Origin of the sequence: Desulforhopalus singaporensis (assembly GCF_900104445.1) — a bacterium.
Lineage (GTDB): Bacteria > Desulfobacterota > Desulfobulbia > Desulfobulbales > Desulfocapsaceae > Desulforhopalus_A > Desulforhopalus_A singaporensis.
The window spans coordinates 44,402-59,324 of record NZ_FNJI01000009.1; the positions used below are offsets into that span (position 1 = coordinate 44,402).

Sequence of the window (14,923 nt, forward strand, 5' to 3'; positions counted from 1 at the left end):
AGTGTATCAACCGCGCTAACCTTAAAATAAAGAGAAGATATGATCAGCAAGGACCTGTTGGAGATACTCGCCTGCCCCAAATGCAAGGGGCCGGTGAAACTTAAAAACGATAAGGGGCTGGTTTGTGAAAAATGCATGCTGCTCTATGAAATAAGGGACGATATTCCGATAATGCTTATAGAGGAAGCGAAAAAAATAGCCGAAGAATAATTTTCGTCCTTGTATCGCAAAAAGCTCTTATATCCATTTTGACCTGAGGACCTTATTATGGCGGAACGCAACCAGTTGCGGGATCTTTTTGATCGGTTTGTTGTAAACGGAGATCACCGAAAAAGCGATTATCTGGGGCTGATACGTGAACTGATTAAAAAAGGCTATGGCGGCCAGGACCTGCGGCAGCAGGGAATCGACAAGGCGTATCAGATGCTCTACAGCGAAATTATCGAAAACTCCGGAACGCCTGAAAAACCGGTCTCTTTTGGTACTTCCGGCTGGCGGGGGGTACTGGGAAAGGAGATTTTCGTAAAGTCGGTTACCCAGGTTACCAGGGCGATAGTCTCCATGTACAGGGGGCTTGAAGGCGGTTCCGAGCTCTGCCGGATATTGGAGGTCAAAGACCTCAAAGACGCGCAAAAAAGGGGGTGTGTACTCGGGTTTGACAACCGGTTCGGCGGGGAGATCCTGGCCATTCAGGCGGCAAAAGTTCTGGTCCAGGCAGGTTTTAAGGTTCATTACGCAGGAGAATCTACCACCGGGGTGTTGTCGGCATCGCTGATACGCCGTAACTGCGCCTTTTCCATAAACCTTACCCCCTCCCACAACCCGATGGAATACGGCGGGTATAAATTCAACGGCGGCGACGGGGGACCGGCACCTGGTGAAGTCACTTCGATCATAACCGAAAACGCGCAGGCCATAGTGGAGCGGGAAGCTCTTGATGCACCGCCTGAACTGTGGAGCTTGAGCGATCTTGAGGTTCACCCGTCGGTCGAGTTCTTCGACTCGCTCCAGTGCTGGATGGAACTGGTAAAACAGGGGGAGCCGGAGCATGGTCTCAATCTGCAGAAGACCCTGGCAGAAGTGAGTAAGGCCGGCAGGATGGCCATAGCCGTCGACTGTATCCACGGAGCCAGCCGGGTTCATATGGACAGGTTCTTTCAGGGGTGTGACAAATCCAGGCTCGTCCTGCTGAGAAACACCAGGGATACAACTTTTGGCGGCGTGTCCCCCGAACCGTCGGGGGAAAATCTCAAGGGTGTAGCTGCAACGCTTGAGCAAAGAAAAGAACCTCTTAAGCTGGGAGCGATAATCGATCCCGACGGCGACCGGATCAGGTTCTATGACGGCCATAGTGAAATAGACATGAACAGGTTTGGTGCCATTGCCTACCATTTTCTCCATGAAAAAAAAGGAAAACGGGGGATGGCGGGGAAAACCGTCGCGACCTCGAACCTTGTCAACAGCATCGCCATGGGATTCGGCGAATCGGTATTTGAGCCGCCGGTGGGGTTTAAGTATTTCAAGCCGGTAATCGGCAAGGCGCTTGTGATCTTCGAGGAGTCGGACGGCATCTCCATTATCGGACATACTCCGGAAAAAGATGCCTATATAGGGTTGTTGCTGGCAATTGAGATCATGGTGTCGACCGGGATGAGCCTGGGTGAATATCTTGGTAAAATAGAAGCCCGGTTCGGCGGGTACTATCCCCACCGGGACGGGGTCAAGGTGGAAATCCAGGGCAGGCAGCTGGAACAGACGCTCAGTAAACTTGATCAATACAGGCCGGGAAAGAAAGTGAGGGTGGGGGAACAATCTCTTGCCATTGCAGAAGTGATTGATGTTGATGGCTACAAAATGATTCTGGCGGACGGCTCGTGGTTGATGATCCGCCCTTCGGGAACCGAACCAAAAGTCCGTTTTTACGTGGAGTCGAGGAGCGCAGACGGTGCTGCAGAGCTGGTTGAAACGGCGAAAAATATGCTGCGGGAAATCGGAATTCTCAAGTAAAGAATTGTTCGTAGCAAGCAAAAAAGATATAACAACCGATCAGAACCGTACGGCGGAGCTTTGCACGTTGCTTTTTCCATGCAAGGTATTATTGTCAGCTGTACGTTAAAAATACCGATTATCATGTAACTAATTCAGGAGTGGTTTATGTGGGAGTATACGGATAAGGTTCAACAACATTTCCTTGAACCAAAAAATGTAGGTGAAATAGAGAATCCCAGTGGAACCGGCGATGTCGGCTCCCTTGCTTGCGGCGACGCCCTAAAGCTGACGCTTAAAATAGATGAAAACGACATTATTGTCGACGCCAAGTTCAAGACCTTCGGCTGTGCCAGCGCGATTGCATCCTCGTCGGTCTTGACCGAAATAATCAAGGGCATGTCAGTGGACGAGGCGGCAAAGGTGACCAACGAGGATATAGCCGAAGCCCTGGGCGGCCTGCCCAAGGAGAAAATGCACTGTTCGGTAATGGGACGCGAAGCGTTGGAAGCTGCCATCGCCGATTATCGCGGTCTGGTGCCACCCATGGCCGAGGGGGAGCTGGTCTGTGAGTGTTTCGGGGTCACTGACCTGGAAATACTGCGTGCGGTCAAGGAGTCAAACCTCCGGTCGGTGGAGGAAATCACCAATTTCACCAAAGCCGGAGGGGGGTGTGGTAAATGCGAAGATCGCCTGCGGGAACTGCTGAAGCAGGGCTCGAACCAGATACTCGATATCCCTATGGTCAAAGCGCAACCCAAGCGTATGACGGTACTGCAGAAAATCAAGAAAATTGAGGAAGTACTCGATCTGGAAATCCGCCCGGCGCTGAGAAAGGACGGCGGGGATATCGAGCTTGTGGATGTCGACGGAGATTTCGTCACCGTTTCACTGCTTGGTGCCTGCAAGAGTTGTCAGAAATCACAGACGACCATCAAGGATTATGTCGAGAAAAAGCTTCGGGAACTGGTGCTTGAAAGCCTGATTGTGGAGGAAGAGAACTGACATGGGTGCAGCCAATGAAAGAGTAGTCTATATGGACAACAATGCCACGACCAAAGTGGCTCCAGAAGTGTTTGAAGCAATGAAGCCATACTTTACAGAACTGTATGGCAACCCTTCCTCAATGCACACTTTTGGCGGAGCTGTCAGTGAATCGATAAAGAAAGCGCGCCGCCAGGTGGCCAACCTGCTTGGCACTGAACCTGAAGAGATTACCTTTACCAGCTGCGGCACCGAGAGCGACTCGACGGCAATACTGTCGGCGTTGCGCACCTATCCCGACAAGCGCCACATAATTACCACCAGAGTCGAACACCCTGCGGTAAAAAGCCTGTGCGAAAATCTGGAGATGGTGACCGGCAACAAGTACCGGGTGACCAGGCTCAAGGTTGACTCCGAAGGTCTGCTGGATCTTGAGGAATACCGGGCCGCACTCTCCGAAGATACCGCCATCGTAAGTGTAATGTGGGCCAATAACGAGACGGGAGTCGTTTATCCCGTTGAAGAGATGGCGAGAATGGCAAAAAAGAGAGATATCCTCTTCCATACGGATGCGGTGCAGGCCGTCGGCAAGGTGCCGATCAATCTCGGTGAACTCGATATCGACTTTCTCTCGCTGTCGGGACATAAGCTGCATGCGCCCAAAGGAGTGGGGGTGCTGTATACAAGAAAGGGTACCTTTTTTGTGCCTTTTCTCACCGGGGGCCATCAGGAGCACGGCAGAAGAGGCGGGACAGAGAATGTCAGCTCGATCATTGGTCTTGGCAGGGCCTGTGAGCTGGCCGCCGAAAAAATGGAAGAGGAAAACGTGCGGGTCAAGGCGTTACGTGATAAACTTGAGCAAGGATTGCTGAAATCGATACCCAGCTCGATGCGTAACGGTCACGAGACCAACAGGCTGCCCAATACGGCAAATATCAGTTTTGAGTTTGTTGAAGGGGAAGCGATACTGCTGCACATGAACCGCTACAATATCTGCGCCTCTTCAGGTTCGGCATGTACCTCGGGTTCCCTTGAACCTTCCCACGTGTTGCGGGCAATGGGGGTTCCTTTTACCGCCGCCCACGGATCGATCAGATTTTCCCTGAGTGTTTACAACACCGAGGAGGAGGTGGATTTCGTACTGGAGAAAATGCCGGCGATTATCGCTTCGCTAAGAGAAATGTCACCATTTTGGGAGAAAAAGGGATGAAAATAGTAGAGCCTTCGTTTGAGATTCAGGATGACCTGGACAACAGCTCGGTAACCGTAAGGTTGGAGAAGTGCGGCCGGATCTGCTATAAAAGCGAGGATTCGATAACTGAAGACTCCGCTCTGCCGTTTGTAACGAAGATTGCCGCCCACGGCCACAATTCGGTTCTGGAGATGGCAGTGGTCTCGTTTGAGGTAACCTGCCATGCCGATCATGTGCTTGAGCTATTGTCCTGTCAGCCTAAATATCTCGAAGTGGATAGAACCGATACGGGTATGATCGTTACCGGTTCCATTCGCACCTTCAGAGAGCTTTACAAGAAACATCCCTATAATCAGCTGGTAAACGATCTGGTGACGGGGCTGGCGCAAAAAGAACCGCACCTTTTCAAGTCGGTCTTTGACAGCCATGAAGCCCTGGAAGTCGACCCGGGCCTTACCATCAGGAAAATGAGTCTGGAACAAGTGGAGGCTCTGCCCGCAGAGTTGAAAGCACGCCACCGCTATGTCGGGGTGCTGTTCGTCGTCAACCGTGCGGTAACCCATGAAATCGTCCGTCACCGCCCATGTTCCTTTCTTCAGGAAAGCCAGCGCTACTGCCGGTACAACCAGGACAAGTTCGATAATCAGGTGACGTTTATCAAACCAATGTTTTTTGCCGAGGGAAGCGAGGAATACAAGCTGTGGCAGGAAGCTATGGAGATGACGGAGAAAAGATACCTCAAACTGCTTGAATCCTCCACCCCTCAGGCGGCAAGGACAGTATTGCCGAACTCCTGCAAAACGGAAATTATAGTATATTGCAACCTTGAGGAGTGGACGCATATTTTCAGCTTGCGCACCACCAAGGCGGCTGAGCCGTCGATGCGTGAGGTCATGAATCCCCTTGCGGAGGAATTCAAGAAGAGATACCCTGCCATTTTTGTGTAGTTCTCCTGGGCTTTTTAAAAAAAATATCCCGGTATTTTTATTTATACCGGGATATTTTTTTTGTGTTATATAGAGCCTGTTTCCAGTAAACTTACGTATATTTGGATACCTTACGTTAAATGGTGGTCGTTGCAATTCAACGGCAGCCATCATGAACCCCGACGGATATCCAGCGGGAAAATACTTAGAAAGTGCCTGACCGGGCTTGATAGTGTATAGTGAAAGATAGCAGCAAGCGTACGCTTGCTGCTTCTCCTTCTAACATCAAGATTTCAATAATGGTCTCGTAAAATGGTAACACGAAGTTCTGTACCCCAGCGCAAGTCGTCGATGAAGAGGACCGTAAAGGACCAGTCCGGAGCCGGAAAAATCAAGATCGGTGAACTGCTCAGTAAGGCAGGCTACATAACTCCTTCACAGCTGGAAACGGCCAAAAAACATCTGAAACAGCATGGCGGCAGGCTGGGCGGAATTCTCAGGCAGCTGGAATTTATAGATGAAGATACTGTCTACAACTTCCTCAGCAGGCAGCACAATTATCCCGGGGTATCTTTAAAAAGCGAACACCCGGCTGGAGATGCCCTGAAAATATTTCCCTATGAATATGCCAAGAAATTTATGGCATTTCCGTTGCGGATGGCCGGCAACACCCTCCAGATCACCATGGCCGAGCCATCAGATGCCGGCGCTGTGGAGGAAATACAGAATCTCGTCAACAAAGAACTCTCGGTTTGTGTTTCCACGGAAAGGGATATTGTCTATGCCTATCAAAAATACTATGGCGTAGGCGAAGAAGAAGCGATGTCCTGTTTCGGGGTTCAGGACAAGGAGGTGGAAGAGGAGCTGGATATCACCCAGGTCGATGACTTCGGGTCGATAGTCGCCGAAGCGGCCGATGACTTCGAGATAGAAGATGATGACGGCGAGGAAGGCAACGACCAGTTTGCCGCCTCAGACGCCCCGATCATCAAGCTGGTGAACGGTATACTTGTCAAGGCGGTTCAGGACGGGATTTCCGACATCCACGTTGAACCCTATGAGAAGACCATGCAGGTCAGGTATCGTAAGGACGGTTCGCTGTTCAAGACCATGAACTTGCCGTTGACCATTAAAAATGCGCTGGTGGCAAGACTCAAGATCTTGTCCGGGCTTGACATTACCGAACGCCGTGTGCCGCAGGACGGACGTATCAAGATGAGAATGGGACGCAATCGTTCCGTTGATTTTCGCGTCTCTTCGCTGCCTACACTTTTTGGTGAGTCGGTGGTTCTGCGTATTCTGGACAAGTCGTCTCTTAATGTCGATCTCACCCATCTCGGGTTTGAGCAGAAAACCTTTGAAATGCTCAAGCGCTGCCTCAATCAACCCCAGGGACTTTTGCTGGTTACCGGTCCCACCGGATCGGGAAAAACCGTTACCCTCTATTCGGCGTTGAACTCGCTCAACAACGAAGACATCAAGATTCTCACCGCCGAAGATCCGGTGGAGTTCAGTTTCAAGGGCATCAATCAGGTTAATGTCCACCAGGAAGTGGGTATGACCTTCGCCGCCGCGCTCAAGGCCTTTTTGCGGCAGGACCCGGACATTATCATGGTGGGCGAGATACGAGATATTGAAACTGCGGAGATCGCCATCAAGGCGGCCATGACCGGCCACCTGGTGTTCTCGACCCTGCATACCAACGATTCGCCGGCGACCATTGGTCGTCTGGTGGATATCGGAATTCCCCCGTACATGCTCGCTTCGTCGGTGACAATGGTACTTTCCCAGCGCCTGGGAAGACGACTGTGCCAGAAATGCAAGAAAGAAGTTACCCATGATCCGGAAGAACTGCTCAAGGCCGGGTTCCATGAAGATGAGCTCGATCAACTTACCCTGTACGGCCCTGCCGGTTGCTCCGAATGCAACAATCTCGGATACAAGGGCAGAGTGGGTTTTTTTGAGTTGATGGAGGTCACCGATGAAGTGGCCAAGGCTATTAATGCTGAAGTCCCCGAGGATCAACTGAGAAAAATTGCCATCAAGGAAGGGATGACGCCGCTGCGCGAAGCGGCGCTTGAAAAGGTGAGAAACGGTGTCACCAGCCTTGAGGAAGTCCTGAGGCGTACCGTGGCGCATAAGGAGAGTCTGCCGGCGTATATGGTCAACCCGGACGAAGAGGTTTATGAAGACGGCGATAAGATAATCTCCGAGGGCAACAGCGATATTGATTTCTTCAAGCTCATACGCGGATCGCTGACGGTCGTCAAGAAGGGGAAGAAAATTGCCGAACTGACGGAACCCGGAGATTTCTTTGGAGAAATGGCGGCAATTACCGGCGAAAAAAGGAACGCAACCGTCATTGCCGACGGTCGGGCCTCGGTAAAGAGGTATCCGGGGGATAAGCTGGAAGAAATAATTGAGAAATATCCGGAAATCTCAAGACATATTTTCGGTTCAATGACCAACCGTCTGCACAGGACAAATCAGATCATTGTAAAACTTGCCGAAGAGAGACGTCCTGTAAAAGGACCTGGCCCCGGAATCGGTACGCAAAGACGCATGCTGAAGAATTGAGGTGAGGCGGGGGAAAGATTTTTCACCCGTGATCCTTTGTCAGAACAGGGAGTAGTGTGTTGTTGCATATCATTGCCGTAATGGATGGCCGCCCCGGTCATGAAAAACAGACCCTGGGGATAATAGCAGGCCTCAAGGCGCGAACCGGGGTTCACGTTTCTGTGGTCAGAACATCCCGTCCTTCCCCCTATAGAAGAATTGTCAACGGCCTCACTGTTGCAGTGCCGTTTTTGTATCCGCAAAAAAAAGAACTGCAGGGAGCGGACTTGGTGCTCTGCACCGGCTCTTCGACTCATTTTATCGCGCTTACGCTGAAAAAAAAGCTCGGTATTCCAGCATTCTGCTGCATGCATCCAGGCTCCATTCTTCGCTCTTTCTTCGATTGCTGTTTTGTCCCCGGACATGATGGAAAAAAAGGAGACAATATTGTAACGACCGCAGGGGCCCCAAATATGTGTTACGACAAAGGCAAACACATGCCGGGCCAGGGGCTGGTCCTGGTCGGCGGAGTTTCTGAGGGAGAGCATTACTGGATCGAGGAGAAAGTGGTGTCGATGGTGCAAGCAGTGATCTCCCGAGACACCAGAACCCACTGGGTCATCGCCTCCTCGCCAAGAACACCTGCGCATACCGCAGAAAGCTTGAAAATGTTTGACCAAAACATGGCCAATGTTGATTTCGTCGATTTCAAGGACACCTGGCCGGGGTGGATTGAGACGCAGTACGACAGGGCCGAGACAGTGTGGGTAACCTCCGATTCGATCTCCATGATTTATGAAGCGATGACCGCCGGCTGCAGGGTCAATATTTTTCCCATGGAGTGGAGCAGTAAGGAGAAGAAGTTCAAGAGAAACGAGGAAATTCTTTCACAACAGAAAAGAGTGAATGTTTTTCCTGAATACGATAGGACCGACACAGCTTCTGGCGGTGTTGAAAAATTAAACGAAGCGCAGCGGATAGCTGATTACATACTGAAGAGATGGTTTCCAGAAAACTCAAAATAGTCCAGCTGCTGCCGGAACTGGAGGAGGGGGGCGTAGAGGGCGAAACTGTCGACCTGGCGCTCTATCTCGCTAAGCAAGGCCATGAATCCATAGTAATTTCAGGTGGAGGTCGGCTCGTACCCCTGCTTGAGCAGGGCGGATGTCACCACATGGAGTGGAAATATATCGGTGAAAAGAGTTTCAGGTGTCTCAGGTATATTAAAAAACTCAAGAAATTCCTCGTTGAAAAAGATATCGACGTCCTTCACCTGAGGTCACGGCTGCCGGCCTGGATCGGCTATCTTGCCTGGAAAGGTCTGCCAAAACATTTACGGCCCTCGCTGGTCACAACATTTCACGGTTTTTATTCGGTCAACTGTTATTCCTCCATTATGACCAGGGGAGAAAGGGTGGTGGCGGTTTCCGAGACGATCAAAAAGCATATCCTGAGCCATTACAAGGTGGACCGGGAGAAAATCGAACTGATCCACGGAGGTTTTGAGGAAAGTGAATTTGCGCCGGAGAAAATAGAACAGTCGAGAACCGACGCGTTGCGAAAACAGTGGAATTTACCGACAGCCGACAAGGCGGTGATCATGCTACCCGGTCGGTTCACGCTGTGGAAAGGGCAGGATATACTGATCGAGAGCCTTACGCTGGTAAAACAGAAGAGACCTGATTTTATATGCCTGCTGATTGGCAATATTGAAGAGAAAACGGGCTATGCCAAGAAACTGGGGGACAAGGTGAAGTCCCACGGGTTGACGGAACAGGTATATTTTGTCGGCCACTGCGACGATATGCCGGCCGCTCTTATGCTTGCCGATGTGGTGGTGTCGGCATCTTCCACCCAGCCGGAGGCTTTCGGTAAAGTGGCGATCGAAGCAATGGCCATGGGCAGGGCGGTTATCGCCACCGCCCATGGCGGGAGCCTTGAAACTGTTATAGACGGCCAGACAGGCTGGCTGATACCGCCGATGAACGCTGTGGCAATGGCGGATGCAATTATCGACGCGTTGTCCGATCGAAAAAAACGCGAAGAGTTCGGTAGAAAAGGGCGGCAGAGGGTGCTTGAAAAATTTACCGCCAGGCAGATGTGTGAGAAGACCGTCGAACTTTATCAGACCAGTTATGATGAGAGGACCAGGCCGATAAAGAAAGACAAGGTCAACGTAATGCAGCTGCTGCCCATGCTGAACAGCGGCGGGGTGGAAAGGGGTACCCTTGAAATGGGGCGTTTTCTCGCCCTGAACAATCATGAGTCCCAGGTGGTATCCGGCGGCGGAAGGCTTGTTGAGCAACTGACCAAGGAAGGGAGCATTCACCATACGATGAAGATAGGGTCCAAGAGTCCCATCTCCCTCATGCAGATTCTGCCGCTCAGGCAGAAGATTCTGAAAAACGTAGACATCCTGCACATGAGGTCGAGAGTACCCGCCTGGGTCGGCTACCTTGCGTGGTTGTCGATTCCACCAGGCAAAAGACCTGTGCTGGTTACGACTTTTCACGGTTTCTACTCGGTGAACAGCTACAGCGCGATAATGACTAAAGGAGACGGGGTTATCGCGGTCTCTGATTCGATAAAAAAACATATTGAAGAGCAGTACGGCAGGACCGACCGGGTCAAGCGGATATTCCGCGGAGTGGAGATGTCGTCTTTTGACCCGGACAATATCGATCTGCAAAGGGTCGCCAGGCTCCGCCGGAGTTGGGGGGTAGAGCCGGAAAAACCTGTAATAACCCTCCCCGGCCGTCTTACCCGCCTGAAAGGACAGGAAGTCTTTTTAAAAAGCCTGTGCCAGGTGAATAGCTTCGATTACCAGGCACTTATCGTGGGAGATGTAGAGAGTAATCCGGGATACGTGGAGGAACTCAGGCAGTTCATCGACAAAAACAACCTGGCAGGTAAGGTGAAGCTGGTCGGCCACTGTGGGGATATGCCGGCGGCGTTTTACCTGTCGGATATTGTTATATCGGCTTCGTCACTTGAGCCGGAAGCGTTCGGGAGGACGACCGTCGAAGCGATGGCGATGGGGTGTCCCGTTATCGCTACCGCACACGGGGGTTCCCTGGAAACCGTCATTCCAGGAGAAAACGGCTGGCTGGTAAAACCCTCCGATCCGGACGAGCTGGCAAGGGCCATTGGAGAGGCTCTGGCGACCGATCGCAACAAACTGAAATTAATAGGCGAGAAAAACCGGGCAAGGGTAAAATCCAATTTTACGGCACATGCCATGTGCGAGCAGACCCTGGATTTTTACGCAGAACTGCTGCTGGCAAAGAAAAATATCGAGCTTACCTGCTGAGTCATCCAGGCTTCAGGGTAAAGGTTTTATACATTTTACTGTCCAGTGGTCGTATGTGACCCCGCCAAAGTTCCCTGCAGGCACCTTGAGTGCAGGGGACTGCTGCTATTGTTTTGTTTTGTCGTCAAGACAGTGGCGTTCGAGAAAATCAAATTCCTTGGGGGAAAGGTCATACTTGATCGCCACGTTCTGCAGGATACGTTTTCTCTGAGATTCCCCTTTTTTCTCAAGTTGTTCGCAGAACTCCTTGATCGCCTTTTTCATTTTCTCCCCGGGAGGGTGCATCGTGGAAGGTGTCATTTATCCCTACTGTGTATGCTGAATGTTGATTGATTGCTGTCCCTCCGGCTTCAAAACAAGTCCCCCCAGCGGGGGAATGGTCAGGCTGGCATGATAATCTGCGCCGCCGCCGGGAGCAGGTATCGGAGAGATCAGCGTCTCGCAGTCGCAGCGCCCTGTCCCTCCGTATTTTTCCTGATCTGAACTAAAGATGATCCTGTATTTTTGGTTGCTGACAAGTCCTAGTTGATAGTTGTCGAGTCTGTTCGGCGTAAAATTCAGGATGCAGATGAGATGATTGTCACGATCCCGGCCAAACCTGGCAAAGGAGATCACCGAGTTGTCACGGTCATGGAAATCGAGCCAGGAAAATCCTTCATGATCAAAGTCGCGTTCCCATATTCCGCTGTTTTCAAGGTAAAAACCGTTTAATTCCTGTACGTACGTCTGCAGCTGCCGGTGGCAGGCGTCATCGAGCAGATGCCAGTCTAGGCTCCGTTTGCAATACCACTCGTTCCACTGGCCGAATTCCATGCCCATAAAAATGAGTTTTTTCCCCGGATGCATCCACATAAACAGAAAGAGAAGGCGCTGGTTGGCGAACTTCTGCCATCTGTCTCCGAACATTTTGTTCAGCATGGATCTTTTACCATGTACTACCTCGTCGTGGGAGAGCGGAAGGATGAAGTTTTCCGAAAAGGCGTACATCAACGAAAAGGTGAGGTTGTTGTGATGATATTTTCTGTGGACGGGATCTCGGGAAAAGTAGTCGAGAATATCATTCATCCAGCCCATGTTCCATTTAAAGCCAAAACCGAGGCCGCCATGGTCTGCGGGCCGGGAAACACCGTAGAAACTGGTCGATTCCTCGGCGATCATGAGACAATTGGGATGCTTTTCATACACTATGGAGTTGAGGTGCCTGAGAAACTCGATGGCTTCCAGGTTCTCTTTTCCGCCGTACCTGTTGGGCAGCCAGTCTCCGTCGTCTCTGGCGTAGTCGAGGTAGAGCATCGAGGCCACCGCGTCGACCCGCAGCCCGTCGATGTGGTATTTTTCGATCCAGAAAAGAGCGTTTGATATCAGGTAGTTGCTCACTTCGCGACGGCCGTAGTTGTAGATGTAAGTTCCCCATTGCGGATGGGAGCCGCGCCTGTGGTCGGCGTGTTCGTACAGAGCGGTGCCGTCGAAATTGCCGAGACTGTGCGCATCTTTGGGGAAATGTGCCGGGACCCAGTCCAGGATCACGCCTATATTGCTGGCGTGAGCTCGATTAACAAATTCCTGGAATTCTTCCGGGGTGCCGTAGCGGCTCGTCAGGGAAAAGGGGGCAGCTACCTGGTATCCCCAGGACTCGTCAAGAGGGTGTTCCATTACCGGCAGGAGTTCGATATGGGTAAAGCCCATGTGCTTAACGTAGGGGATCAGCTTATCGGCCAGTTCCAGAAAGGTGAAAAATCTGTCCGGTGCGGCGGGATCCCTCTGCCACGAACCGGGGTGGACCTCATAAACGATCATCGGACTAGGGTATGGCGACGTCCTGGTCTTCTGTTGCTGCCAGAGATTGTCTGTCCAGTTGAAGTTGTTCGTTGAATGTATGATCGATCCGGTCGCCGGTCGTAGTTCACCGTAGAACTGAAAAGGATCGCTCTTGTCGATCCTCTCCCCCTGTTTTGTCAAAACAGAGAATTTATAGATTTCATCCCGCCCCAGATGAGGAATAAAGATTTCCCATATCCCCGATGATCCTATGACCCGCATCTGGTGGATTCTATGGTCCCATGAGTTGAAGTTGCCAATAACTGAGACACCCTTGGCGTTCGGGGCCCACACCCTGAAGATCACGCCCGATACATGTTCGACCTCGGTGCAGTGGGCTCCGAGATGTTCGTAGATCCGGTAATTGGTCCCTTGGCTGAAGAGATGTCGGTCAAGCTCTCCAAGCTGTACCGCGAATCGGTAGGGGTCGTTGGTGAGGCTGATGGGCTGGCCGGGAAAATGAACCTTGAACTGGTAGGTAAACGGGGGCAGTCGGCGGTCGGACAAAACCGCCTGCGGCACTATTATGCTGAACATGCCGCTGGTGCCGATTCGTTGCATATCGCGGGATTGTCCGTTATGAACAAACTCGACGCGCAGCGCGTCCGGCTGATAAGTGCGCACGGTCACCTGGTCGCTGTCGGGGGTTCCGAAATGGGCACCCAGCACCGCAGCGGGGTCATGATGGCAAGCAGCTATTACCTTTTCTATGTCATCCATAATGCAACGGTTTCGGTATGTAGATAACGTGTTACGCTCATAGTATGTTATCACAACTGGTTTGTCACCACCCAAATTGTGGTCGCGTCAATATAAACAGGCGGTACGTAGCCTGGCCCTGCCGTCTTGACGCCGATAAAAATAGTTTGATAGAATTTAATTAAAGAAAAAAAAACGATTTCAGTATAAAGTGGCACAGACACGGCATGGCAATGCCGGAAAGAGTTGAGACAGTGTTGGTACGGAAACAAGAAAAATGCTATTTTACAGGAATAATCTGTGACTGAAGAATTCAATTCCCTCGTGGGACATTTCCTGGTTTCCACCCCCCAGATGCCCGATCCACGTTTTGCAGAACATGTCATCTATATATGCGCGCACAATGCCGATGGAGCGATGGGGCTGGCGATTAACAGACCGAACAGTTCCATAACCATGGCCGAGATCCTCAAGGGAGCAGATCTTCCGGTGCCGCAAAACACTCTTCCACAGATACATATCGGCGGCCCTGTCGAGCTGGAGTCAGCTTTTATCCTCTACCTGTCTGATTACAAGACCGAACATCAGCTTGAGGTGACAAGCTCGGTTTCCCTTACCAGGGAAACAAAGGTTCTTGAAGATATCTCGTTGGGAAAGGGGCCTGCAACCTATCTTTTCCTCCTTGGCTATACCGGCTGGGGACCTGGGCAACTCGAACGGGAACTGGTCGAACAGGGGTGGCTGACCCTTCCGGCAAACAATGAAATTATATTCAATATGGCCGATGAGCAGAAGTGGAAGGCAGCGGCTATGCAGTACGGAATCGATATTACCACGTTTGAAGATGAAATCGGCTACGCATAAAAGTCGTCACCCCGCATGATTGGTGAAGCTGTCACCCTGTTGTCCTGCCCGGGTCTGTCTTTTTTTCCAGCGGTTATGTACATCGCACTATACTGTAACATGGGTCTTTGTGAAAGACGCCGGAGATAATAAATGGTTAAAATTTCCGATATATTTACCTGTAAAAGATGCGGTTACTGTTGCCAGGGCAACACCACCGTCTCCCTTGACCAAGAAGATCAGGAAAACATGATCCGGACGCTCAGGCTTAGCCGGGATCAGGTCAAAACAAGATACTGGCGGGTAACCGGATCGGTAGTCCAGATGAAAACGGTTGATGGCCACTGTATCTTTTACGATGAAGGATGCACCGTTCACGAGGGAAGACCCTGGCGTTGTGCGCAGTGGCCCCTGCATCCATCGATTGTCAGCGACAGAAACAACTTCACCACCATCGCCGAATCCTGCCCTGGCATCAACAGGGAGATAGGGTATGAGAAATTTTGTGAGATTTTACTCCAGCTGGTGAAAAGCGGCAGAATAGTGTGCTGATTCTGCGACAGTGGTTGGGGTGATCAGAGCAAAACGAACACTTTTTTTTACTGATAC

The 14,923-nt window shown here is 51.2% G+C and carries 12 protein-coding genes; 10 read left to right on the forward strand and 2 right to left on the reverse strand.

The features are described 5' to 3' along the window. Window positions 1–39: 39 nt before the first annotated feature. The 8 genes from BLQ17_RS08000 to BLQ17_RS23155 all read left to right on the forward strand — a co-directional run bounded on the left by BLQ17_RS08000 (window position 40) and on the right by BLQ17_RS23155 (window position 10,954). A complete protein-coding gene (locus BLQ17_RS08000) occupies window positions 40–210 on the forward strand; it encodes a Trm112 family protein (RefSeq protein ID WP_092221632.1) in 171 nt (56 codons plus the stop codon). 57 nt (window positions 211–267) lie between these two features. Continuing rightward, a complete protein-coding gene (locus BLQ17_RS08005) occupies window positions 268–2,007 on the forward strand; it encodes a phosphohexomutase domain-containing protein (protein WP_092221634.1) in 1,740 nt (579 codons plus the stop codon). A 147-nt stretch (window positions 2,008–2,154) separates the two neighbouring features. After that, window positions 2,155–2,991, forward strand: a complete 837-nt coding sequence (gene nifU / locus BLQ17_RS08010) for a Fe-S cluster assembly protein NifU (protein ID WP_092221636.1) — start codon at window positions 2,155–2,157, stop codon at window positions 2,989–2,991. A gap of 1 nt (window position 2,992) precedes the next feature. Then, window positions 2,993–4,180: a cysteine desulfurase NifS gene (nifS, locus tag BLQ17_RS08015; protein ID WP_092221638.1), complete on the forward strand. Its 1,188-nt coding sequence runs from the start codon at window positions 2,993–2,995 to the stop codon at window positions 4,178–4,180. Then, window positions 4,177–5,109: an FAD-dependent thymidylate synthase gene (locus tag BLQ17_RS08020; RefSeq protein ID WP_092221640.1), complete on the forward strand. Its 933-nt coding sequence runs from the start codon at window positions 4,177–4,179 to the stop codon at window positions 5,107–5,109. The genes nifS and BLQ17_RS08020 overlap by 4 nt, the downstream gene beginning before the upstream one ends. Window positions 5,110–5,439: 330 nt before the next feature. Next, window positions 5,440–7,665 (forward strand): type IV-A pilus assembly ATPase PilB, encoded by a 2,226-nt coding sequence (gene pilB / locus BLQ17_RS08025; RefSeq protein ID WP_092221642.1) that lies wholly within the window; start codon window positions 5,440–5,442, stop codon window positions 7,663–7,665. A gap of 59 nt (window positions 7,666–7,724) precedes the next feature. After that, the gene (locus BLQ17_RS08030; protein WP_143005462.1) at window positions 7,725–8,669 is read left to right on the forward strand and encodes an ELM1/GtrOC1 family putative glycosyltransferase; all 945 of its coding nucleotides are present in this window, start codon (window positions 7,725–7,727) and stop codon (window positions 8,667–8,669) included. After that, on the forward strand, window positions 8,645–10,954 hold the full coding sequence (locus BLQ17_RS23155) for a glycosyltransferase family 4 protein (RefSeq protein WP_092221646.1): 2,310 nt from the start codon (window positions 8,645–8,647) through the stop codon (window positions 10,952–10,954). The genes BLQ17_RS08030 and BLQ17_RS23155 overlap by 25 nt, the downstream gene beginning before the upstream one ends. 105 nt (window positions 10,955–11,059) lie before the next feature. On the opposite strand, the gene BLQ17_RS22165 is transcribed toward BLQ17_RS23155, so the two are convergent. Further along, a complete protein-coding gene (locus BLQ17_RS22165) occupies window positions 11,060–11,254 on the reverse strand; it encodes a hypothetical protein (protein WP_143005463.1) in 195 nt (64 codons plus the stop codon). A gap of 6 nt (window positions 11,255–11,260) precedes the next feature. Continuing rightward, the gene (gene glgB / locus BLQ17_RS08040) at window positions 11,261–13,492 is read right to left on the reverse strand and encodes a 1,4-alpha-glucan branching protein GlgB (RefSeq protein ID WP_092221648.1); all 2,232 of its coding nucleotides are present in this window, start codon (window positions 13,490–13,492) and stop codon (window positions 11,261–11,263) included. Between the two features lie 279 nt (window positions 13,493–13,771). On the opposite strand from glgB, the gene BLQ17_RS08045 reads away from it, so the two are divergent. Further along, window positions 13,772–14,335, forward strand: a complete 564-nt coding sequence (locus tag BLQ17_RS08045; protein ID WP_245695046.1) for a YqgE/AlgH family protein — start codon at window positions 13,772–13,774, stop codon at window positions 14,333–14,335. Window positions 14,336–14,467: 132 nt separating this feature from the next. Further along, window positions 14,468–14,866, forward strand: a complete 399-nt coding sequence (locus BLQ17_RS08050) for a YkgJ family cysteine cluster protein (RefSeq protein WP_092221650.1) — start codon at window positions 14,468–14,470, stop codon at window positions 14,864–14,866. Window positions 14,867–14,923 lie beyond the last annotated feature (57 nt).